At 42.3% G+C, this 21,237-nt stretch carries 21 protein-coding genes and 1 riboswitch; of the genes, 3 read left to right on the plus strand and 18 right to left on the minus strand.

From position 1 onward, the window contains the following. Positions 1 to 103 precede the first annotated feature (103 nt). Entirely contained in the window at positions 104 to 613 is a 510-nt protein-coding gene (locus tag RTR76_RS17160; protein ID WP_312523013.1) for a hypothetical protein, read from the minus strand. Between the two features lie 181 nt (positions 614 to 794). Here RTR76_RS17160 and RTR76_RS17165 point away from each other — a divergent pair, with 181 nt between their 5' ends. After that, positions 795 to 1,655, plus strand: a complete 861-nt coding sequence (locus RTR76_RS17165; protein WP_312523015.1) for an AraC family transcriptional regulator — start codon at positions 795 to 797, stop codon at positions 1,653 to 1,655. A gap of 50 nt (positions 1,656 to 1,705) precedes the next feature. On the opposite strand, the gene RTR76_RS17170 is transcribed toward RTR76_RS17165, so the two are convergent. The 3 genes from RTR76_RS17170 to RTR76_RS17180 form a co-directional block, all read right to left on the minus strand. Continuing rightward, the gene (locus RTR76_RS17170; protein ID WP_312523017.1) at positions 1,706 to 1,993 is read right to left on the minus strand and encodes a Dabb family protein; all 288 of its coding nucleotides are present in this window, start codon (positions 1,991 to 1,993) and stop codon (positions 1,706 to 1,708) included. A 15-nt stretch (positions 1,994 to 2,008) separates the two neighbouring features. Beyond that, positions 2,009 to 2,347, minus strand: a complete 339-nt coding sequence (locus RTR76_RS17175; RefSeq protein ID WP_312523019.1) for a nuclear transport factor 2 family protein — start codon at positions 2,345 to 2,347, stop codon at positions 2,009 to 2,011. A gap of 147 nt (positions 2,348 to 2,494) precedes the next feature. After that, a complete protein-coding gene (locus RTR76_RS17180; RefSeq protein WP_312523021.1) occupies positions 2,495 to 3,427 on the minus strand; it encodes a YafY family protein in 933 nt (310 codons plus the stop codon). Between the two features lie 88 nt (positions 3,428 to 3,515). Here RTR76_RS17180 and RTR76_RS17185 point away from each other — a divergent pair, with 88 nt between their 5' ends. After that, on the plus strand, positions 3,516 to 3,923 hold the full coding sequence (locus RTR76_RS17185) for an EVE domain-containing protein (protein WP_312523024.1): 408 nt from the start codon (positions 3,516 to 3,518) through the stop codon (positions 3,921 to 3,923). A 74-nt stretch (positions 3,924 to 3,997) separates the two neighbouring features. On the opposite strand, the gene RTR76_RS17190 is transcribed toward RTR76_RS17185, so the two are convergent. The 9 genes from RTR76_RS17190 to RTR76_RS17230 all read right to left on the minus strand — a co-directional run bounded on the left by RTR76_RS17190 (position 3,998) and on the right by RTR76_RS17230 (position 14,892). Further along, a complete protein-coding gene (locus RTR76_RS17190) occupies positions 3,998 to 4,393 on the minus strand; it encodes a pyridoxamine 5'-phosphate oxidase family protein (protein WP_312523026.1) in 396 nt (131 codons plus the stop codon). Between the two features lie 88 nt (positions 4,394 to 4,481). Then, entirely contained in the window at positions 4,482 to 4,985 is a 504-nt protein-coding gene (locus RTR76_RS17195) for a ferritin family protein (protein WP_312523028.1), read from the minus strand. Between the two features lie 67 nt (positions 4,986 to 5,052). Next, entirely contained in the window at positions 5,053 to 6,531 is a 1,479-nt protein-coding gene (locus RTR76_RS17200) for an ATP-binding protein (RefSeq protein ID WP_312523030.1), read from the minus strand. A gap of 178 nt (positions 6,532 to 6,709) precedes the next feature. Further along, positions 6,710 to 7,219, minus strand: a complete 510-nt coding sequence (nrdG, locus tag RTR76_RS17205) for an anaerobic ribonucleoside-triphosphate reductase activating protein (protein ID WP_312523032.1) — start codon at positions 7,217 to 7,219, stop codon at positions 6,710 to 6,712. Beyond that, on the minus strand, positions 7,216 to 9,573 hold the full coding sequence (locus RTR76_RS17210) for an anaerobic ribonucleoside triphosphate reductase (RefSeq protein ID WP_312523054.1): 2,358 nt from the start codon (positions 9,571 to 9,573) through the stop codon (positions 7,216 to 7,218). Before RTR76_RS17210 ends, nrdG begins: the two co-directional genes overlap by 4 nt. A gap of 231 nt (positions 9,574 to 9,804) precedes the next feature. Next, positions 9,805 to 11,154 (minus strand): hypothetical protein, encoded by a 1,350-nt coding sequence (locus tag RTR76_RS17215; protein ID WP_312523034.1) that lies wholly within the window; start codon positions 11,152 to 11,154, stop codon positions 9,805 to 9,807. 256 nt (positions 11,155 to 11,410) lie between these two features. Next, positions 11,411 to 12,892, minus strand: a complete 1,482-nt coding sequence (locus RTR76_RS17220) for a cbb3-type cytochrome c oxidase subunit I (RefSeq protein WP_312523037.1) — start codon at positions 12,890 to 12,892, stop codon at positions 11,411 to 11,413. A gap of 109 nt (positions 12,893 to 13,001) precedes the next feature. After that, positions 13,002 to 14,540 (minus strand): diguanylate cyclase, encoded by a 1,539-nt coding sequence (locus tag RTR76_RS17225; protein WP_312523039.1) that lies wholly within the window; start codon positions 14,538 to 14,540, stop codon positions 13,002 to 13,004. Between the two features lie 157 nt (positions 14,541 to 14,697). Beyond that, positions 14,698 to 14,892 (minus strand): hypothetical protein, encoded by a 195-nt coding sequence (locus RTR76_RS17230; RefSeq protein WP_312523040.1) that lies wholly within the window; start codon positions 14,890 to 14,892, stop codon positions 14,698 to 14,700. A gap of 115 nt (positions 14,893 to 15,007) precedes the next feature. Then, positions 15,008 to 15,099: riboswitch (cyclic di-GMP riboswitch) on the minus strand. A 269-nt stretch (positions 15,100 to 15,368) separates the two neighbouring features. Between RTR76_RS17230 and RTR76_RS17235 the strand changes: the two genes are divergently transcribed. Next, positions 15,369 to 16,511 carry an HD-GYP domain-containing protein gene (locus RTR76_RS17235; RefSeq protein WP_312523041.1) on the plus strand — a complete coding sequence of 381 codons (1,143 nt, stop codon included), beginning with the start codon at positions 15,369 to 15,371 and terminating at the stop codon, positions 16,509 to 16,511. Between the two features lie 108 nt (positions 16,512 to 16,619). Here RTR76_RS17235 and RTR76_RS17240 read toward each other — a convergent pair whose 3' ends face one another. The 5 genes from RTR76_RS17240 to metA all read right to left on the minus strand — a co-directional run bounded on the left by RTR76_RS17240 (position 16,620) and on the right by metA (position 21,217). After that, on the minus strand, positions 16,620 to 17,063 hold the full coding sequence (locus RTR76_RS17240; protein WP_312523043.1) for a universal stress protein: 444 nt from the start codon (positions 17,061 to 17,063) through the stop codon (positions 16,620 to 16,622). A 17-nt stretch (positions 17,064 to 17,080) separates the two neighbouring features. After that, entirely contained in the window at positions 17,081 to 18,664 is a 1,584-nt protein-coding gene (locus tag RTR76_RS17245) for a DHA2 family efflux MFS transporter permease subunit (RefSeq protein ID WP_312523045.1), read from the minus strand. A 35-nt stretch (positions 18,665 to 18,699) separates the two neighbouring features. Then, the gene (locus RTR76_RS17250) at positions 18,700 to 19,719 is read right to left on the minus strand and encodes an HlyD family secretion protein (RefSeq protein ID WP_312523047.1); all 1,020 of its coding nucleotides are present in this window, start codon (positions 19,717 to 19,719) and stop codon (positions 18,700 to 18,702) included. Positions 19,720 to 19,756: 37 nt separating this feature from the next. After that, positions 19,757 to 20,110: a PadR family transcriptional regulator gene (locus RTR76_RS17255; RefSeq protein ID WP_312523049.1), complete on the minus strand. Its 354-nt coding sequence runs from the start codon at positions 20,108 to 20,110 to the stop codon at positions 19,757 to 19,759. A 150-nt stretch (positions 20,111 to 20,260) separates the two neighbouring features. Beyond that, on the minus strand, positions 20,261 to 21,217 hold the full coding sequence (gene metA / locus RTR76_RS17260) for a homoserine O-succinyltransferase (protein ID WP_312523055.1): 957 nt from the start codon (positions 21,215 to 21,217) through the stop codon (positions 20,261 to 20,263). Between the last annotated feature and the right edge of the window lie 20 nt (positions 21,218 to 21,237).

Raw genomic sequence — 21,237 nt, forward strand, 5'->3', positions numbered from 1 at the left:
GATGTCATATTGTATGCGGACATTAGTCAAGTGGTGACAGCAGCCAATAAATACCATAAAAGAACAAAAAAAGTCTTCGGGCCAGCCCCAAAGACTTTTTCACTCAGCATCCAATATGTATCTTATCTCCCAGCCGCTGGACAAACAGTTCCCAGCCTTGCCTGTCGTCCCTGGCCATCCCCCCCTGAATGGAAAGAAGGGGATATTCCTCCACCAAACTGACATAATACTCGACCATTTCATTTGGTGTGCGAACAAAGCCTTCGCCGGGAAAGTTATATTTGCCATTCTCAAAATAATTCGAAGCGGCTACATCAACTGCTAAAGCAATCTGCTCGCCTGGCTTGTAACCGGCTTTTTGGACAGCTCCCAGTATAACAGCTAAGGCCTCTTCATTTGACACTAAATTTGGTGTAAAACCACCATCTTCACCGGTAGACGTATTCCGCCCCAGCTTGGTCAGGACTTGTTCCACAGTATGGTAAACTTCCGTACACATTTGAAGTGACTCACCACCTGATAATTGCCCTATAGGCACTATCATAAACTTATAAAAATCAAGTGTATTGGCTATATCCTTGCCTCCACTGAGAATATTAACAGCCCCATCCATGTTTTGTGTTTACCTCCTTCTCCTGCCATTTTTACTGTTTTCCCGGCAAAATTATTAATATAAAAAGAGGCTGTGTAAAACTGCTGAATATGATACCATTATACTAACGAATATTTTATATTACATGAACAAAGTTGTTAAAATATAGCACAAAATTGTCCAGGTGGTGATTATCATAGAGATGGCAATTGATAAAAACGGGCGTAAGTGTGATTTAAATATTAACAATGATTTTCCTGTAGATATCCATCGCAGCGAGCACCATCGCCGGGGAACTGCTTTTGAATGCCACTGGCATGAAAATTTTGAAATACTCTATTTTGAACAAGGCGAAGCGCTGATCCATTGCAACTCTCGCCCCATTCATGTCGGACCGGGAGAGCTAATTGTCATTAACAGCAATGATCTTCATTATGGGGAGAACTTATCGAGTCAGCTTGTTTATTATGTAATTGAATTCAATCTTTCTTTTCTACATAGCAATCAGCTTGATTTGTGCCAGACAAAATATGTAACACCTTTGGTCAATAACCGTATTCTTTTTCGCAATCAAATCGAACATAATGACGAATTGCTGGATGAGGTACGCCATCTAATTGCGGAATATTATCGCCAGGATTTAGGTTATGAGCTTGCCGTTAAAGCATACATTTATCGGATACTTGTTTTATTGCTTCGTTTTTATGGAGAAAAGACCATCAGTGAATCGGAAAAAGAGCGCCAGCGCCGAACCGTAGGGCGACTCAATCCCATACTGGAATACATAGAATCTCACTACACCGAAAAGCTCAGCCTTGGCGAGCTATCTGCCATGGCGGCTATGAGCCCGCACTATTTTTGCCGTCTTTTCAAAAACCTTACCGGTAAATCACCAACCGAATATATTAACCATTTACGCTTAAATAGAGCAGTCCTTCTATTACGGGAAAGTGATCTTACCATTACTGAGATAGCGGTCTCTGTCGGCTTTAATGACAGCAACTATTTTAGCCGGTTGTTTAAAAAATATAAGCACGTATCACCTTCACGAGTGCTGAAATAGGCAATAAAAAAGCAACAGAATCGTTGGATTCTGTTGCTTTTTACTGCTATTCAAGCCTCATAGCATACCGCTGCTCCGCTTGCCACTAATTCTCCTATATAGCCCGCTACTTCGATGTGTACCGGATGAACGAGATAGGCATCAAAATCTTCCATAGCTGCGAATTCCGTAATCAGCAGCAATTCATAGGACGAGGCTCCGTGACGTATGTCCACTTCAACTTTTACCTTGCGAAGATACTCAATCCTTCCTTCCATACTCAATAACAGGTCCTTCGCCTTTGCTATATTCTCATCCGACCGGTCTTTTAACTTAAGCAGCAAAGTATTTGTAACCATGTTCTTTGACCCTCCTTATTGTCCATGCAGGCGAATACGCAATGATGAGATCTTCGCCTCTTTAGTAACAAAGCAAAAATCAAGAGGCACCGGACTGCCCTCAAAATCACCCGAAACCTGGGCATTCACGATGTGCTGTTCGCCCTGGGCTGCACAGCTAATGACCACAAGTGTGTCATTGTATTGTTCATGAGTCTTCTTAAGCCAGCTTTTAATTTCTGCCTGTCCGCGAAGCTCCTGTCCCTCATCTTCGACAACGGCATCATCTGTCAAGCAGTCTATTATTGCCTCTACATTAAAATCATTCTTAGCCTGAATAAAAGCAGCAATAACCGGTGGTAATACTACAGCCATTCATACCACTCCTTAACTTTTTTTACTATCATGTTAATCATACTAAAAGTAATATGACAACAGCATGTCATATTACTTTCAGACCGTTTGCTAAAGCCTCAGCACCTGATCAGCTCTACTCCAGTGAATACAGGCGGTTCTATTTTCTTATCGTTTTAGGGCTGACAAGGTACAATCCTCATAAAAAATTAAAGCCTGCCTCAAACGATCTATAATAGTATCTCGGATATGTTCCGGCTCAATTACTTCCACCAGGCTGCCGAAGGATAAAATATAACTATAAATCCATTCCCCTTCCGGCAGGGAAACCTCCAGAATATAGCTTCCGTCATGATTAGCACTAATGAATGCATCATCAAAATAATCGTATAGACGATTTAGGGCTTTCGCATGAAATCGCAGCTTCAATTGCACAAGCTCCCGTTGGTAATCAGCAGCCTTTGCAGAGCTTACTGATACTAAACGCTCATCAAAGGATTCTTCTGTCACTTCGAGATTTTTGAGACGTGAAATACGAAACGTTCTGAGTTGCTGCCGACATCTGCAGTACGCAATTAAATACCATGCATTTCCCTTAAAAATCAATTTTACCGGTTCGGCTAGACGATCACTCCTATGCCCCTCACCACTCACATAGACGAAGCGGATAACCTTTCGCTGCAGCATTGCCTGCTTTATCTCATTGAACTTATTTTTTTCATTTGCTATGGCACCCCAAGGAGAAAAATCTACTTCTACCCAATCGTAGTCAGGCAATTTCTTGAAAAGAGCCCCTATTTTTTCAAGTGCCTTATCCACTTCCGGGTATTGAGTTGCCTGCAGCGTTTTGAGCGCAATCAGCAGGCTCTCACTTTCGGCCTCTGAGATTAAGGCTCGATTCATTGCGTAGCTCTCCAGCAGAGCGATGCCACCACCGCTTCCTTTATTCATATACACCGGTACTCCGGCAGTAGAAAGAACATCAATATCCCGGTAAATAGTTCTTGTTGACACATCGAAGCGGTCAGCCAACTCCTTAGCTGTAACCGTTCCTTTATTTAACAGAATTGTTGTGATTTCGTACAAACGGTTTATTTTCATGTTTCACCAAATTAATCAAATTATTGGGATATAATAAAATCACTTAAACTAGTCGTCCTACGTTCAGCTTAATAAGGAGTGTGATAATATGGCTTATTGGCTTGCAAAAACCGAACCGGAAAGCTTTAGCTATAGTGACCTGGAAACATTGGGACGTGACCGCTGGAACGGTGTGAAAAATTTTGCTGCACTAAAGCACATCAGTAACATGACACCAGGTGATGAGATTTTCATTTATCATACTGGCAAAGAAAAGGCCATAGTAGGAGTCGCTGAGATTGTATCTTCTGCCTATCCAGACCCTAACGAAACTGATGAACGGTTAATCGTGGTAGATGTCGAGCCTCGCTACCGCTTAGCCAGGCCGGTAACACTAAAAGAAATAAAGCTAAATACCATTTTTCAGAATTGGGAACTTGTTCGTCAATCTCGGCTTTCAGTCATGCCTGTAACCCCCGAGCATTGGAAGCTAATTCATCAAGCTGCCAAATCATAATCATTTCCATTAAACTCGCATAAGACAGAAGGACAACCTTAGCTGCGAGGTTGTCCTTCTCTATGGCCTACGATTTAGAACTTAATTGATTTGGCAACACCTTTCATATTGAAAAAATTCGCTTCCGCCTCTTCAATATAGAATAATTCGAAACTAGGATCATCTGCACTGTACATATTGCTGAGAAAAGGAGCTGCCGTTAATGCTGCCTGCTTGGTTTCTTTTGTAGAATGAAATACAGCTTTGCCTTTTAACCGTATCCACTCATGGGATTTGGATGTGGTAGACACCTCAAAATAAGGATTTTGTGTAAGCTGCTTGTATACATCTTTTTTATTGCTAGTACAAAAATATAGTTTATCCTGATAATTCATGACAAACCCGAAGGGACGCACTTTAGGTGTTGTACCCTCTACAGTTGCCAGATAAAAAATCGGGTTTTCCGTAAGAAATTGTAAAACCTCATTCATCGTAACTTCCGCCTCCTTTCTCTTTTATCCCCTTATTATGATTCTACAAGAAAATAATATGCGCCAACTAAATCCAATATTGCTATGCTTAATAGGGTTTCGTATGATTAAATTCGGCTGACTCTACCCAGTCACTTGTATGATTCAGAAGCTCAATAATAGTATCAAGTACATCGACATGCTTTTCTTCTTCCTCCATAAGCTTACCAAAGATCTCTTTTTCATCTTGATTTTGTGCTTTTTCTTGCAACTGCCTGTAAAGTGCTACACTTTCTTTTTCTTTTATAAGAGCTTCCCGGTATACATCAAGCTGCTCATCTTTTAATTTAGCAATAACCTCCTGATTGTCAGGATGAATGGATTTACTGCTGCTGACAAAAACATTTTGTATTCTGCTTAAAGAAGGATCAGGTGCAATATGCTTGAAATTTTGACTTTGAGCGAGTTGGATAATTTGATAATGGCGCTGTTCATCATCGGCCAGGCCCTCTAAGACCTTTTTTAAATCTTCATACTTTGCTTTTTCCGCCAAGTGCCTGTAGTACTTCTCACCGTCTAATTCCATTTGTAAGGCAAAATCAAAAGCATTCATAAAATCCCCTCCTTATTACTAGCTTTATTATAATACTAGCAAATATTACTAGCAAATTTTCCTGTAATCATACAACAGGCAAATAAAACTGGATGATAAATGTCGTGCCAGTATTACCGGTTTGTATACTGATCTTTGCTCCATGCCGTTCTGCCACCCGGTAACATACAGGCAGTCCCAGTCCGGTGCCATTTTCTTTAGTAGTAATAAACGGCATACCCAGTTTAGGCAATACTTCAGCTTGAATTCCTACCCCGGTATCTTCAACAGAAAGAATAAGCCTGTTTGCGTTGGTATAGGTCCGAATCGTCACTACCCCTTCGTGCTGCATAGCTTCCAAACCGTTTCTCACCAGGTTTAAGATTAGCTGGCGAATTTCATTTTCGTCAAATTCGCTATTTGGTATATCATCCAGACTGATGAGAACCTCATGTCCCCGGCGCAGTGCATCGGCCTGAAGCAGTGGGTACAGTGCATGAATAACTGTGTTTAAATTGCCAATCTTCATATTTACAGTTTTGTTCTTAGCCAGAGACAAGAATTCTGTTATGATAGAATTTGCCCGGTCCAGTTCTTCTATCATCGTATTGATTTGCTCTGCGTGTTCTGCAAAGTGTTCTTTTCTTTGAAATAACTGCAGATAGCCCCGGACAGTTGTCATGGGATTGCGAACTTCATGACCAATACTCGCAGCCATATCCCCCACCGAGTCCAGACGATCGATTCGAGCTATTTCCTGCAGCACCTTTTCCCGCTGCTGATGCTCCTTTTCAAGATTATCACGAAGGCAGGCAATTTCTTCTATAAGACATCGCAGCTCAGGAAATTCACGTTTTAACGGCTCGGGTTGTCTCTGGTTTTTAATATATGCTGCAAGGCGCATTAATCCTCTTGACCATTTATTAAAAGCAAGCCGAATTACAGCAAGTATGATCACCCAAATGCCAACGGCATATAAAATTACCCTTTCACGTAGTACTTGAAGTTCAACCAAAACATCCTCAGTTTTGGCAGATGCCCAGGTATGGCCAACTAACTCTCCCTGATAAACGATTGGGTAAGTAATATTAATGACCGGTTTGCCACCCCATCCGGTAGAGTTATTAAACTGGGAATACTCAGGCTCCCTCGATTGATATATTTTACGTGATTCGGGGCGCACCACTTTTATTAAACGAGCTTCATTGAATTCGGGGCCAATTGCGATAATTCTCTCCAATTTCTTGGAATAAATACCCAATCCATAATCAGGGTTTTTGTTTGATATTTCCAGCAGTATCGGTTGCAGCCATTTATTCAGTATGATTGCTTTTTCATCCTGACCGATAGGCAGCCTGTCAACATCATCTATTGTAGTAACAAATAATTGCATGTCGATATTGCGCTCTAAAGCTGACGAAATTTTAAGCAGCTGCAATTGTTTCTTTTGAATTAATCCCTCTTCTTTTTCCTGTAAAAATAAATACGTAGTTACTAAAGAGCATGCCGTAGCAAATACTGTTAAGATAATATATGTTTTTGTTGCCGTGCCGATTGAGAAATACATTCTTCAGCTCCTTTAAGAGCCTGTGTGCAAGCCACAAGCACTATTCATGCTATTTATTCTTGCAAACACTAGAAAAACCTTCCTTTTTTACCCAGTTAGCCTTTTTTTCAAAGCAACCTGTGAAGCATGGAATAATAAAGGACAATCTTTGTCTTTCGACAAAGATTGTCCTTTTCTCTTATAAGCTGGTGAGCACAGCCTTCCGCTTTTCCAAAGAAAGCTTTACATTGATAATTCGCTGATTAGATGATCCTCTAAATTGTAGATCATAGCTTTTACATTTTTCAATGAAAGGTCCATCAATTAGAATATCTGTAGCTGTAAGCAGCTCCAATACCTCCGGAGCAGAAGCTGCTTGCTCCAGCAGCTCTTCAAAAGTAAATCCTGTATAGGTAATGACATTAAACCCTTTTTCATGAGCAGCCCGGGCCAGTTGAGCCATAGCTGCGCATTGGCAGAAAGGCTCTCCTCCGCTTAGAGTCAGGCCTTTCAACAACGGATTTTTTATCATTTCTTCAACAATCTGCTCAGGAGCAGCAACAAAACCATCTTCAACAGGCCAGGATTGAGGATTGTGGCAGCCTACACACTGATGAGGGCATCCTTGAGCAAAGACAACAAACCGAATGCCAGGCCCGTCCACAATTGACTCACGAATAATCCCGGCAAGTCTTAGCAGTTGATTCAAAGAGTTTCCATCTCCCTGCCCGTTTCTGTAACATTAAGATGCTTGACCCGGTCTCTCACCTCAGCACGCTTGGCGTTATTAAACCGCTCGAGAGTACCGACAAGATATCCTGTAATACGGCGAATTCGCTCAAAAGAGGGCCCTTCCATTTCACTGCGGCTGCATTTCGGGCAAGCATCACCTATGAGTCCATTAAATCCGCAAACAGGATCGCGGTCTACAGGATGGTTAATGGAACCATATCCTACCCCTTGTTCCTTCATGCAGCGAATCACGGATTCGAAAGCATCTAGATTACCCGAAGGATCACCATCAAGCTCAATATAGGTGATATGTCCGCCATTTGTAAGCTTATGATAAGGCGCTTCAAGGTTAATTTTATCATAGGCACTAATTGGATAGTAAACAGGAATATGAAATGAGTTTGTATAATATTCGTGATCAGTTACTCCGGGTATACTACCGAATCGCTTGCGGTCAATCTCAATAAATCGCCCTGAAAGACCTTCTGCCGGTGTTGCGATTAAAGAAAAATTTAGTTTGTATTTTGCAGCAGCTTCGTCCATCCGCTTACGCATATGACTGACAATTTCCAGTCCAAACTGCTGAGCTTTTGCCGATTGCCCATGATGCTCACCAATTAAAATTTTGAGGCATTCAGCCAGACCAATAAATCCAACAGTCAATGTACCATGCTTTAGTACTTCCCGTATTTCGTCATCCGGTCCCAGATTTTCTGCATCTAACCATACAGCAGTTCCCATTAGAAAGGGAAAGTTACGCACTTTCTTCCGGCATTGGATTTCAAAGCGATCAAGCAGCTGATCAATACATAAATTGATCATATCATCCAATCTTGTGTAGAACTCGGTTATATTTTGATTGCTCGAAATGCCTATCCGGGGCAAGTTAATAGAAGTAAAGCTTAAATTTCCTCGGCTATACGCGATTTCACGAGTGGGATCATTCACATTGCCGATAACGCGGGTACGGCAGCCCATATAAGCAATTTCAGTTGCAGGATTTCCTTCCTGATAATACTGAAAATTAAAAGGAGCGTCAATAAAAGAGAAGTTAGGGAAAAGACGTTTGGCACTAACGCGGCAGGCAAGCTTAAATAGATCATAGTTGGGATCACCGGGGTTATAATTTATCCCTTCCTTGATCTTAAATATCTGGATAGGAAAAATCGGTGTCTCACCAAAGCCAAGCCCAGCCTCAGTAGCAAGCATAATATTTTTCATCACCATACGGCCCTCAGGAGATGTATCAGTACCATAATTAATGGAGCTAAAAGGTACCTGGGCACCAGCACGGCTATGCATGGTATTTAAGTTATGAATCAAAGCTTCCATTGCCTGATAGGTTGCTCTGTCTGTTTCTTCCAAGGCCTGTTCCAGAGAGAAAGCCTGTGCTTTTCTTAACGTCTCCGGCTCGAATGAATCAGATAAAAGCGCGTATTCTTGCTTAATATAATCATTGTTATTTGCCACAACAGGCATCAATTGTAAATTAGTAAAGATTGTTTTAGCAGCATCTTTCACATTGTCCACAATAGAAGCTTTGCGCCCCACAGCAAATTCAAGCGTTCTAATTAGATTTTCCGTATACCTGCGGGCAAAAGTCTTGCGTACCCCATCGGCAAGTCCATAATCAAAATTAGGAATGCTCTGTCCTCCGTGTTGATCGTTTTGATTGGACTGAATGGCGATGCAGGCAAGTGCTGAATAACTGGCTATATCATTAGGTTCGCGCAAGAAGCCGTGGCCAGTGGAAAACCCATTATTAAAAAGTTTCTGAATATCAATCTGGCAGCAGGTTGTTGTCAGAGTGTAAAAATCAAAATCATGAATATGAATATCTCCATCATGGTTAGCCTTTGCATGCTCAGGCTTCAAGATATACATTTCATTATATATCTTGGCACCCTCTGCGCCATATTTAAGCATAGAGCCCATCGCAGTATTGCCGTCAATATTGGCATTATCCCGTTTCAGATTGCTCTCTTTAGAGTCCCGATGGGTAATCTCTTCATAGGTTTTCATCAGCCGGGTATTCATCTCACGGGCTCTTGTACGTTCAGCCCGGTAAAGAATATATGCTTTTGCTACTTTGGAAAGATCGGCATCAATTAAAACCTTCTCAGCTATATCCTGAATTTCTTCCACTGTAGGAGATGTTTTTTTAGCAGAGCTTTCTTCACTCGCTTGCTTAGAAACGGCAACAGCTAGCGCCAGCGCTAATTTGTCATCTCCCATACCGGCAGCCTGAAGCGCCTTGTTAATAGCATTACTGATCTTTTCTAAATTAAACGGTACTTCCCGCCCATCTCTTTTCACAATTGTTGTAATCATAACTGTCATTAGGCCATGAATATGCTTCTGCGGCCCCTCGCCTCCTCGTTTGATTGCTAACTACAATGTTATTACCACATATTGTGTTTGTCAATAGCTGCACAATCAAGATATAGTGCAAAAATTACCTAATAAACTGGAATTGCTGCTATATAGTATTGCTGTAATACAAATGGAATAAGCCTTAAATTCAAAATTTAAGGCTTATTCCGCATTGTTACCCTTATTTATTTATACACTGACATTCAAAATTGTTAAATCCGCTCTAACTGGGAGTACACCTAAGAACGTTGTACTGTCAATAGCACTTACTAACTGAAACGTTACCGGAACAGCAGCAACGAAGATTAAGGCATTGCCGCTAAACTGACCCGAACCAATAGGACTTGAAGAAAGGAAGGTCCCAGCAGTGGAAGTAGCAATAGCAAAGGTCGGCACTGTAGCCGTTCCGTCGCCCGCAATACCATCTGCAGCCAGCCACCAATTGACATAATAAACCCCGGTTGCCGAAATAGTAACAGTCCCTGTTGCAATATCATAAGCAATAACAGTGGACAAATCATTTACTATTGCGTCAAAAATAACCGGAGCGCCTGGTGCAATTGAACCAACCTCACCTACTAGTTGGATTTGTAAGCCGCCTAATGCTACTGCAGCGCCAGTCGCACCGGTTGCTCCCGTAGCGCCGGTATCGCCTGTGGCTCCCGTAGCACCTGTGGCTCCCGTGGCACCTGTGGCTCCGGCTCCCGTAGCTCCAGTTGCGCCTGTGGCACCTGTCGCTCCTGTAGCTCCTGTGGCTCCCGTAGCTCCTGTTGCACCTGTCGCTCCTGCCAGACCTGCTGCTCCAGTATCGCCTGTTGCACCTGTAGCTCCTGTGACTCCAGTAGCTCCAGTAGCTCCTGTGGCTCCTGTGGCTCCTGTAGCTCCTGTAGCTCCTGTAGCTCCTGTAGCTCCTGTAGCTCCTGTAGCTCCTGTAGCTCCGGTGGCTCCCGTAGCACCTGTCGCTCCTGCCAAACCTGCTGCTCCAGTATCGCCGGTGGCACCTGTGGCTCCTGTCGCACCTGTGGCACCTGTGGCTCCTGTCGCACCTGTGGCACCTGTGGCTCCTGTTGCACCTGTTGCACCTGTTGCACCTGTGGCTCCTGCCAGACCTGCTGTTCCTGTGGCTCCTGTAGCTCCTGTGGCTCCCGTTGCTCCTGTAGCTCCTGTGGCTCCTGTAGCTCCTGTGGCTCCTGTGGCTCCTGTGGCTCCTGTGGCTCCTGTGGCTCCTGTTGCTCCTGCGCCTGTGGTACCTGTTGCGCCTGTTGCGCCTGTTGCGCCTGTTGCGCCTGTTGCGCCTGTTGCTCCTGTTGCGCCTGTTGCTCCTGCGCCTGTGGCTCCTGTGGCACCTGTTGCACCTGTTGCACCTGTAGTGCCAGTAGCTCCTGTAATACCTGTAGACCCTGTAGCTGACGTTGCCCCATGCGGGAGAATTAGGCAAATAGGCGGACATGGGTTACATTTCTGACATTGACATGGATTACATTGATGGCATGAATGGCACTGGTGGCACTTTGAGCATTTATGATAGTCATTATACATAATAAACTAACTCCTTTCAGATAAATATTAACCTGCATACTATCATACGTGCATATTAACAAAAACGTGACATATGTTAATTAGTTAGCTTCTTAATGGAATGGCTGAGCACTGTACCGTGTAGACATAATAATTATTCTTCAAGCGGTATTTAATAAAAAAACACGACTAAAAAGACTGACGGATAGTCAATGACTGATCCAGAAGCTTTTCAGCGTGTATATCTTGCTTGTGGTAACTGAACATTTTGTAGATATTATCTTTTTGCTAATTTATGCAGCACAGCCTGAATTTTTTGCAAAATAGTAATTCGTTGAATAACGGGTATTAACTCGTTTTGTTTTTGCAGCAGCTTCTTATAGGATTTATAAAGACAATTCCGGCTGCCCTGATTTGACGATCCATAACCAAAAACCACTTCTCGCTGCTGCCATACAGTCTTCAGTATTGTATAAGCTACTAGCAAGCTGCCCAGCATATAGAGAATTCCACCACCTATCCTTAAGAACAGATAGGGTCGTAATACAACATCGGTAAGAGACATATCCACATTGAGAACGCGTAGTAAATAAGCCTGCAACCCTCCTGCAAGAATTAATCCTACAGCCATTGTCAACATCCCTCCATGCAGCAGCAGGATTCCTCCTAAGCAGCGCCTGTTTTCATTCTTACTCAATGAGACGAACTCCAATAAGACTGAAACAGCTACCGATAATGCGAGAAACCCAAAAACGCCAAACAGGGCAAGATGAGAATGAGCCGACACAATATAAGTTCCCTTTATATATTGATGCGTGGCAGGGTACGCCAAAAACAAGCCTAACAGGGCCGCTCCTATAATATGATACAACAAGCTGCTTGCTGTCAGAGTCAGTGAAATCACAGAACGATAATCACTTTTTTTCACTAAACCATTTTGTATCGCCTTTATTAAAAGCACAAAGAATGCAGCAGCAGAAAGCAAATGCAGCATACTAAACCCTATTCCAGCCAGTGCAGCTACCAGCCAGTTGCCCGGCCAGATCAGATATCCGGCACTAGCAGTCAGCATCGCCAGCACTGCGACACAGATCGTACCAAAAATGATAAAGGCCACTTCCGTGCGTTCTATACCGGCAAGCCTTGTGAGCAGCAATCCTGTAAGTCCCAGGCTAATTAACTCTGCACTACTTTCCACACCAATATGAAATGTAAGAAAGCGCTGATATTCTGCTAATCCAGGATTTGTATAATAATATACAGTAGTCCCATAGAAAGCCGTGAGTAGTACCACACCACACGCAATTGAAAGTGATATAATCCGCCCCTGCTCTTTTACAGTTTCTCCTATTGAACGCAGCAGATAATAGCTGAGCATCGCAAGGGGAATAAGTAAAAAGGCCCGTAATGTTACTGGGCCTTCCAAATATTCTCTAATTACTGTAAAATGCAGTGCCAGTATTCCCTGAATTAGCATTGCGCCAAATGAGTAGAGAAGAAAAATAGCTGCAGTAAAATAATTACTTCGCTTCTTGCTAATCGGAGTGAAGTAATAAAGTATTCCGCTTATTAAACCGGAAAATATCCAATATATTCCAACATTTACGTGAAAAGTCCTGCCATTTATATACGGAATAGGGAAAGGCAAATCAACAAATAGTACTGACAAGGCACCGGTATTTGATACTAAACCCTGTAAGCCGAAGCCGGCAACAGCAAATACAGCAAACCAGCAGTGTACCCTTCGAAATAAGAACAATTGCCCGCCCCCTCTTCAAGACCCTAGGTAACCATGTAACTCCTATAGTATGAAAGAATTGGCATTAAGATATTACAAAAGTCTAAGCATCTGCTTAGACTTTTTTGCATTAATGGGATCTACAGTTTTGCTTCATAGTAATCATGCTGACAAATTGCTCTACAAGTACAGGATCAAATTGATAGCCTTTCCCCTTTTTCAATTCACAAACTGCCTCCGCTGTTGAAAGGTGACGGCTCTGATATACCCGTTTTATGGTCATTGCCGAATAAGCATCAGCAATAGCTAAGATGCGACCTTCAATGGAAATTTCCTCCCTGGCCTTGCCGAAGGGGTATCCTGTGCCATCATATCGTTCATGATGTTCGGCTATTGCAGTAATTACATCATTTTTAATATCAAAGGATTGTAGCAAATGTAAACCATACTCAACATGCTTTTGTATTGACCTATATTCTTGATTACTCAGTTGAGCCGGTTTTCTTAAAATCTCATTAGGGATGGCGATTTTACCAATATCGTGCAACCAGCCGGCCAAGGCAATATTAGTAACGGCAAGAGAATTCCAGCCCAAAAGTTCGCCAAGCTGCTTACTGAATTTGGCAACATACAAAGAATGGATAAACGTATACATATCTTTCTGGGACAAAACATTTAATAAATCTACAAACGGCTCAGGAATATCTTCAACTTCACAGCTTATTTGCTTGCTTTTTTGGGCGATTTTATTATAAAACATATTTTTATCTGAAGTAGTCAGTAATTGTTCAATGGTTGCTTCATCTGACGTTTGTTCAGCAATGCCATAAGAAAAAGCGACAGAAATAGGTATGAGATCGGGATCGGTAACATAGCTCCTATTTTTCATTTCTTCCAGGACGGCAGCAACCTGACTGCTCTCATTCTCCGTTGTAAGCAGTACAACAAATTCATCGCCGCCCAAGCGGCCAATTAATGCTTCCGGCCAAACACTGCGCAATACCTCTGCAAATTGAATTAGAACATTGTTACCGATGAAATGTCCATACGTGTCATTGATGTTCTTATAATTATCTAAATCAATTAATACTGCCGTCAGTTTATGGCCCTCATCAATTAACTTCTGTCCCCACTCAATCATATAGGTAAAAGTATACACACCCGTTAACGGATCGGTAATACTGGACTTATAAAAGCGATCCCGCTCAAGTGTAAGACCGTGCAAAAATTGAATAACAGCTCCAGCAATCAGCCCGCATAAAATTGTCCCAATTATTTTTGTTGCTACTATCCACCAATCGCCTTCAGCCTTATATAAAGTAAAATGAATGGAAAGAGTAGCCAGCGGTCCTAAAGCATAAAATGGATTTGGTAGCAGCGGTGCATAAATAAATCCTGAATTAATAATATATGGGGTCAATACATCTACAGAAACGGTTTGGTAACGCTGCATTGCAATAAGTAAAAGATGATGTACGCCAAGCAAACAAGCTACCACAGCATAAGAAAAGCTGGTTGTTCGATATTTATAGGCAATCATCACTAAAAGCGGAAATAATCCGGAAAGCACCTTAAACGTAATTGTTGGACTAACAGCTAAAAACGCCAGTGTAAATACAATAACAAGTAATCCATAGATATAGCTAAACTTGCTTTGCAATTTAAACAAACTGCTCCCCCCAAATCGATATGCAAAAGTTGCTGTTTTTCGCTGCAAACGCCAGCCATTCCTGACACGCCTTAACCTCTGCACAATACGTGATTGATTGTGGTTTAAGGATTGATTATTTGCTATTGATTATAAATTGGGGGGTAGTCAGGTGAGCTTAAATTTTAATATCGACATTAAAGAGCGCTCCTCTCGCTTTTGCGTGGCCTTGCGTTAGGAGGTTGCGAATAATTGTTTTCCCATGTGACTCCATTTCTTTTTCAACTTCCTCTGATAATTGGCAAAGTAAATCATTAGTAGCATCCGGTAAATTAGCTCTTAGAATCTCTTGAATACTCGACTGATCCAGCATCAATAAAACCTCCGCTCCTTATTCAACGGGCGTTTAGCATTTACAGAAAAGCTTTACAGAAAACAAAAACAGCACACGTCATCCCCGACTGTGCTGAAAATACAATTCGCATAGAATCGGCAACCTGGCAATCATAGACATTGTCCAAATGTCCTTAGACCCATAGCTTTGCGCCCTTATCTTTCGACAAGTTTGCCAATATATTTACTTAATTCATCAAAAAAATCAAAAAATATGTAGTATTTTGATATAATTTTATTACGTTTTTACTAGCTAGTCAATTATTTTCAGGACTAAAGTCTTTGTATAAGGATTTTTGTCCTAAAGAACTTCAATCACCCATGCAGTAAACCTATCTTTAGAAAATTATTCCAGCATACTTGAACGTACGATTTAAGAAAATTTTACTCCACTCGATATATATAGTATAGAGTGAAACAGGTAGGCATCATGCTTATCGTGGGAGGAAAAATTCTATGCGAAATATTACGTTAGATGAAATACAGCCAGGCATGTACCTGTCAAAATCACTTATTTTGGACGATGGTACCGTTTTACTTCATGAAGGTATTGAAATGAAAGAGCGATATATTCAGTATCTGCGCAATCAGGGTATTACCTCCCTATTTGTCGGACAGCCAAAAATGCAGAATGTTTCGGATGCAGTGGATCTTTATGATATTAAACACCGGCAGGAAGCGGCAGCGGCAGCCAAAAAACTGGTGAATCAGTTTCGTGTTGGCAAAGGTGTGCAGCTCGATGGTGTTAAAGATATCGTCAGCAGCCTCATTACTCAGCTTAGTCAGCAGCCGGAGAATATGATTCACCTTTTGGACATACGCCGCAAAAAGGAATATATGTTTTCTCACGCGGTCAACACGTGCATCCTATCAGTAATGACTGGAATCGCTATGGGCTATAACGACAAACAATTGGCGGAACTGGGTTTGGCCGCTATGCTGCATGATATCGGTAAAATCAAGTTTTCCAGACAATTGGCTTTGCAATTCCCCGATTATTTGACTAAAGTTGAGCGTGAAGAGTACAGACGGCATACCTTTTATGCGCTGGAAGTTTTACGTGAAAATCCCGGTTTATCAGTGAATGTAGTTAATGCCTGCTTCCAACATCACGAACGCTGGAACGGAAGCGGTTATCCCATGGGGATTAAAGGAGATGCCATTTGTGAATATGCTCAAATTATCAGTATTGCCGATGTGTATGACCGTTTGATTTCGGGACTGCCCCATCGACGGCCTACCCCTGTATATTATGCGGTCGCAATCTTGAATAAAGCTTCGGGCGAGTATTTCAATCCTGCTCTTGTAGATCTGTTTAATCAAAATGTTGCGATCTACCCGATGGGTAAAACCGTACGCTTAAATAATCGGCAAAGTGGCATCATTCTTGGTGTAGGTATAAAAAACAAAACGACTCCTATTGTCCGTATCACTGCCGATGAGAACGGCAACCCCGTCAATCAACCGATCGAACTTGATCTTATGAAAAATCCTGATCTTTTTATTCTCGACTTTGAAGATTCCTATTTTAACTATGCACAAGCCTATGCTGACAAAGCATATAACAGCGCAGGCTCTCAGGAGCAATCAATAATATAACATCATTCGATTAACAGTAAGAAGCCGCAGACATACATTGTCTACGGCTTCTTACTGTTAATCGGATCAAGCAGCAACACTGCCAGCTATACGTGTCAGTACTATTTTTTATTTTACAACCATAACGGGACAGGCAGAATGATATAATACATAACTGCTTACACTGCCTAAGACCAATTGTTCAATTGCGCCTAAACCTCTGCTGCCCATCACAATCAGATCATACCCTTTATCAGCACAAAAGGTTACGACAGTATTTTTTGGAGAGCCGATTTCCAGAAATCCCTTAGCCTCAACCTGGACAGGTAATTGCTTTAGTGCCTTGTCAATAATACAGCGGCCTGCTTCCTGAATATCCTCTAATACTCTGTCAGGAATATAACCGCCGGTACCAACATGACCAATTGCAGCAACTGCCGAAGACAAATTAACGATATGCAGGACACCAATAGATGCCGAGCACTGTACAGCCAGGTAGGCAGCATAAGACAACGCTCTTTCCGAATTGATCGAACCATCTACGGGAACTAAAATTGCTTTACAATCAGGCATACTCTTCCCTCCTCAATTTATATCCTTTCCGATGAGGCAGAATCAGAAACCTCCGTTTTACGCCGGATTAATAATGCTAGCAGGCTGCCGGAAAAACACAATATAGCAACAGTGAAAAATACATCCTGGAAAGATAAGATGGACGACTGCCGGGATATCATTTCACTGAGTACTGCTTTAAACATAACATACTGTCCAGGTAAAAGTCCATGCCCGGTTAACCAGCCATGAGCAGCAGTCAACAACATGGTACTATCCATCCCTTCATTTGCCCATAAAGACTGCAGAAGCTTGAAGATATCCTGCGACGACTGAGTAGCAGGATTTAAATATTCCTTAAGCACTGCAGTATGATAAATTTCCCTGCGAGTTAATAAGGTCTCGGCAAATACTACGCCAATACTGCCGCCAATAATTTTAGATAAGTTAAAAATACCTGATCCGACGCCAATTTTATCCTTAGGCAAGGAGGAAACGGCACAGTTGGTCAGCGGCGACATCGTTAGTCCGAGACCTATGCCAAATACAGCAAGGCGGGTAAAGAAATTCCAGGCTGAATAATCAGCACTAATCGTGTGTAGCGAATACAGCGAACATGCTATCAAAGTGATTCCGGTAAAAGCTGGCAGCTGTGAACCGAAACGATCTGCCAGGCGCCCGCCGACAGGGGAGAACAGTACCATCGCTGCAGTAAGCGGAAGGAGCATGATTCCTGAAGTAATCGAATTATAATGCAAGATTGATTTCATGAAAAAGGGCAAAAGAAAATTTCCTCCATAGAAGGCCACAAAAGTAATGAAGCCAACAACATTGGCTACGGCAAAGTTTACATTGGCAAATAAGTGCATATCCACCATCGGTTTTTTTACTCGCAATTCAACAAGCAGGAATAAAACAAATGCTGCAAAGGCCAGGTAAAATAACGAAATAATATAAAGAGATGTCCACCCCTCTTTTTGCCCCTGATTCAGTGCAACCAGCAAAGCACTAATTGCCGCAACAAGCAATCCTGCCCCTACGTAGTCGACGGCTGCCTCAGGGTTCTTTCTTGATGCAGGAATGACTGTCAGTGCAAAAATGATACTAATCACACAAATCGGTCCAACCGAGAAGAAGATGGAGCGCCAATCAAATTTTTCTATTAAATAGCCACCTACCGTCGGCCCCAGCGCACTGCCGGCAGCTGCCATTGCACTCCATACACCAAGAGCCTGGCCCCGTTCGTGAGGCTCAAACGTTTCGGCAACAATTGTCATAGCATTGGGCAGCAGCATTCCTGCTCCTATACCCTGAAGAATGCGAAAAATAATCATCGCTGTGGATGTAGTCGATATCCCGCACAGCAAAGTTGTAACGGTAAACATGACCAAACCAGTTACATATATTTTTTTTGCCCCATATAGATCACCCAGCTTGCCTGTCAGCGGCAGAGTTGAACCATACGGCAGCATGTATCCCAACGATACCCAGACGACTGAATCCATATTAAAATTCAATGCTGCCATAATATTCGGAAGAGCAATATTTACACAACTGCTGACATAGGCACTCAGTACTGTACCAAGACAAACTGCGCACAAAACAGCATATTTTTGCAACATACGCAAGCCTCTTTTTATGATCATTTTGAATGTAATTATTTAGTCATAACTGTAATTACAGCAGACATTCCTGGCTTTAGGATAAAATCTGTTTCTTCCGCTTTAATTTTAATAGGCAGCCGCTGGGTAACCTTAGTAAAATTTGCCGTACTATTTTCTGTCGGTAACAACGCGAACTGCGAACCGGCTGCCGGTCCCACTTCAATCACCCGTCCATTGAATTGCTTGCCGGGATAGGCATCTACCGTAAATTCCGTCATTTGACCTACCTTAATTCTGCCAATATAGGTTTCTTCAATATTTGCTCCTATCCAAACATCAGAAAGATTGCTAATACTGAAAAGCTGCTGTCCAAAGGAAATGATTACGCCCTCTTCTACTGACTTCAATGCTACAACTCCCGCAACAGGTGCCTTAATTTTCGTATCAGTCAGTTGAATTTCAGCATTCTTCAAAGCGGCCTTAGCCTGCTGAACAAGAGCCTGGGCGATGATAATATCTTCCTGACGGGACCCTTCCCGGCTTAAACTGTACTGTTCGGCAGCGGAAATAAATTGCGCATTGGCAATATCTAGACTTGTTTTACTAGCATCTCTTTGCTGAACAGAAATAGCGCCCTGCTGATATAACAGTTCATCCCGTTCACTGTTCTTTTTGGCGTTCTCCATATTTGCTCTTGCCTGCAATACAGATGCATTGGCTTGCGCGACCTCTTGCGGCCGGTTTCCTGCTATCGTGGCGGCCAGCTTAGCCTGTGCCATTGCCAGATTTGCTTTCGCCTGCTCAACCTGCACTTCAAATTCCTGCTGTTCAAGTACGGCTATTACCTGCCCACTCGCAACATTGTCCCCTTCACTAACCAATACTTTGTCAACTCTGCCGCTCACTTTACTGCTGACAGCAACAATTGTTCCTTTTACCCGTGCATCATCTGTTGATACAACCCTGGCCGCTCTCAGCCACCACCAAACTCCACCAACTAGTAAAATTGCCGCCAATAAACCGATAATCAATACCATATGGCGATTACCGAGTGCAGGTGTACCTTTATTCACAATCTTCCCTCGCCTTTTTTCCCTGAGTTAATAGCTGTTAATGCCCCAGTAAATCAGAACGTAAGATGGCAACCTTCTGCTCTACTTGCTTAAGCCGCTCTTCCATCATTGCTTCCAGTGCCGGTATGCGAGCCACTCCGGTCTCCGTGATTGTATATATCCGTTTACTACGCGTAGCGGCACTGTTCCATTCGCCAATGACATATCCCCGTTCTTCCATTATCCGGAGCAAAGGATATAATGCATTGGTATTTGGCGTATACCCCCCTTGCGTACGCTGTTTAATTTCCTGTGCTAATTTATTCCCGTGAGCTGATTCCTGTTGAAGGATTTTAAGTATGTATAAGCCCAGCACCAGCCTCACATAACTTAAATAATTATCGTTAGGCATAATAAAACACTCCTTGTTTAATTACTAATATTATTATTAATAATATCAATAAAAAGAAACCAGTTCAATACTCTTTTAAAGAATAACCTAGAAAAACGATCAGTCCGTATCACAAACGTGACCCGGACTGACCAATCATACAGCCAAATATTAAATTCCTGCTCCATAAAGACCGGATAGAGCTTCTGAGTCAGTAAGTTTTTCCAAGTCAAAAGGCGTTCCCTGGTAAACATAATAATTAAGCCAGTTTGAAAACAGCAAGTTAGCTGCACTGCGCCAGCGAACTAGCGGCATTTGTGCCGGATCGTCATTGGGATAATAGTTATCCGGAATATTGATCGTCAGCCCTTGCGACACATCACGGTCATATTCCGCTTTGAGCGTAAGTGGATCATATTCAGAGTGCCCTGTAATAAACAGGTCGCGGTGTTTTTTATCTGTTATCGCATAAATACCTGCTTGCTCTGATTCAGATAGGATACAAAGTTCAGGGACCTTTTCGATGTCCTCCCGCCTTACCTCTGTATGCCTGGAATGGGGAACATAAAAAATATCATCAAATCCTCTGAACAGCATTTTTTCTTTAATTTTTACCGTATGCGGAAAAACGCCAAACATTTTCTTTGGCAGATCATATTTCGGAATCCCATAATGATGGTATAAGGCCGCCTGTGCCCCCCAGCAGATATGGAGAGTTGAATAAACATTCGTTCTACTCCAGTCCATAATCTCGCATAATTCCTGCCAGTAGTCGACTTCTTCAAACGGAATTTGCTCTACCGGTGCTCCGGTAATAATCATTCCATCATATTTACGGTTTTTCACTGCTTCAAAAGTCTCATAGAATTTTACTAAGTGTTCATGGGGAGTATTCTTCGGTTCATATGTCGTTGTATACATGAAATCAAATTCTACCTGCAGCGGTGAATTTCCCAGCAGCCGCAAAAGCTGTGTCTCTGTTACTATTTTCGTTGGCATCAGATTTAACAGCAGGATACGAAGCGGACGTATGTCCTGAGAATAGGCACGATCCTCATCCATCGTAAAAATATTCTCTTTTTCGAGGATATTGACAGCCGGTAAATTATTTGGAATCTTTATTGGCATACCTTCCGCTCCTTTGTGTT

The sequence above is a fragment of the Anaerospora sp. genome (genome assembly GCF_032013335.1).
Taxonomy (GTDB): domain Bacteria; phylum Bacillota; class Negativicutes; order Sporomusales; family DSM-15969; genus Anaerospora.

Coding starts and splice junctions, on each gene's coding strand:
- RTR76_RS17160 (WP_312523013.1), bottom strand. CDS start 613: ATGGATGGGGCTGTTAATATTCTCAGTGGAGGCAAGGATATAGCCAAT.
- RTR76_RS17165 (WP_312523015.1), top strand. CDS start 795: ATGGCAATTGATAAAAACGGGCGTAAGTGTGATTTAAATATTAACAAT.
- RTR76_RS17170 (WP_312523017.1), bottom strand. CDS start 1,993: ATGGTTACAAATACTTTGCTGCTTAAGTTAAAAGACCGGTCGGATGAG.
- RTR76_RS17175 (WP_312523019.1), bottom strand. CDS start 2,347: ATGGCTGTAGTATTACCACCGGTTATTGCTGCTTTTATTCAGGCTAAG.
- RTR76_RS17180 (WP_312523021.1), bottom strand. CDS start 3,427: ATGAAAATAAACCGTTTGTACGAAATCACAACAATTCTGTTAAATAAA.
- RTR76_RS17185 (WP_312523024.1), top strand. CDS start 3,516: ATGGCTTATTGGCTTGCAAAAACCGAACCGGAAAGCTTTAGCTATAGT.
- RTR76_RS17190 (WP_312523026.1), bottom strand. CDS start 4,393: ATGAATGAGGTTTTACAATTTCTTACGGAAAACCCGATTTTTTATCTG.
- RTR76_RS17195 (WP_312523028.1), bottom strand. CDS start 4,985: ATGAATGCTTTTGATTTTGCCTTACAAATGGAATTAGACGGTGAGAAG.
- RTR76_RS17200 (WP_312523030.1), bottom strand. CDS start 6,531: ATGTATTTCTCAATCGGCACGGCAACAAAAACATATATTATCTTAACA.
- RTR76_RS17210 (WP_312523054.1), bottom strand. CDS start 9,573: ATGATTACAACAATTGTGAAAAGAGATGGGCGGGAAGTACCGTTTAAT.
- RTR76_RS17215 (WP_312523034.1), bottom strand. CDS start 11,154: ATGTATAATGACTATCATAAATGCTCAAAGTGCCACCAGTGCCATTCA.
- RTR76_RS17230 (WP_312523040.1), bottom strand. CDS start 14,892: ATGCTGGATCAGTCGAGTATTCAAGAGATTCTAAGAGCTAATTTACCG.
- RTR76_RS17235 (WP_312523041.1), top strand. CDS start 15,369: ATGCGAAATATTACGTTAGATGAAATACAGCCAGGCATGTACCTGTCA.
- RTR76_RS17240 (WP_312523043.1), bottom strand. CDS start 17,063: ATGCCTGATTGTAAAGCAATTTTAGTTCCCGTAGATGGTTCGATCAAT.
- RTR76_RS17245 (WP_312523045.1), bottom strand. CDS start 18,664: ATGTTGCAAAAATATGCTGTTTTGTGCGCAGTTTGTCTTGGTACAGTA.
- RTR76_RS17255 (WP_312523049.1), bottom strand. CDS start 20,110: ATGCCTAACGATAATTATTTAAGTTATGTGAGGCTGGTGCTGGGCTTA.
- metA (WP_312523055.1), bottom strand. CDS start 21,217: ATGCCAATAAAGATTCCAAATAATTTACCGGCTGTCAATATCCTCGAA.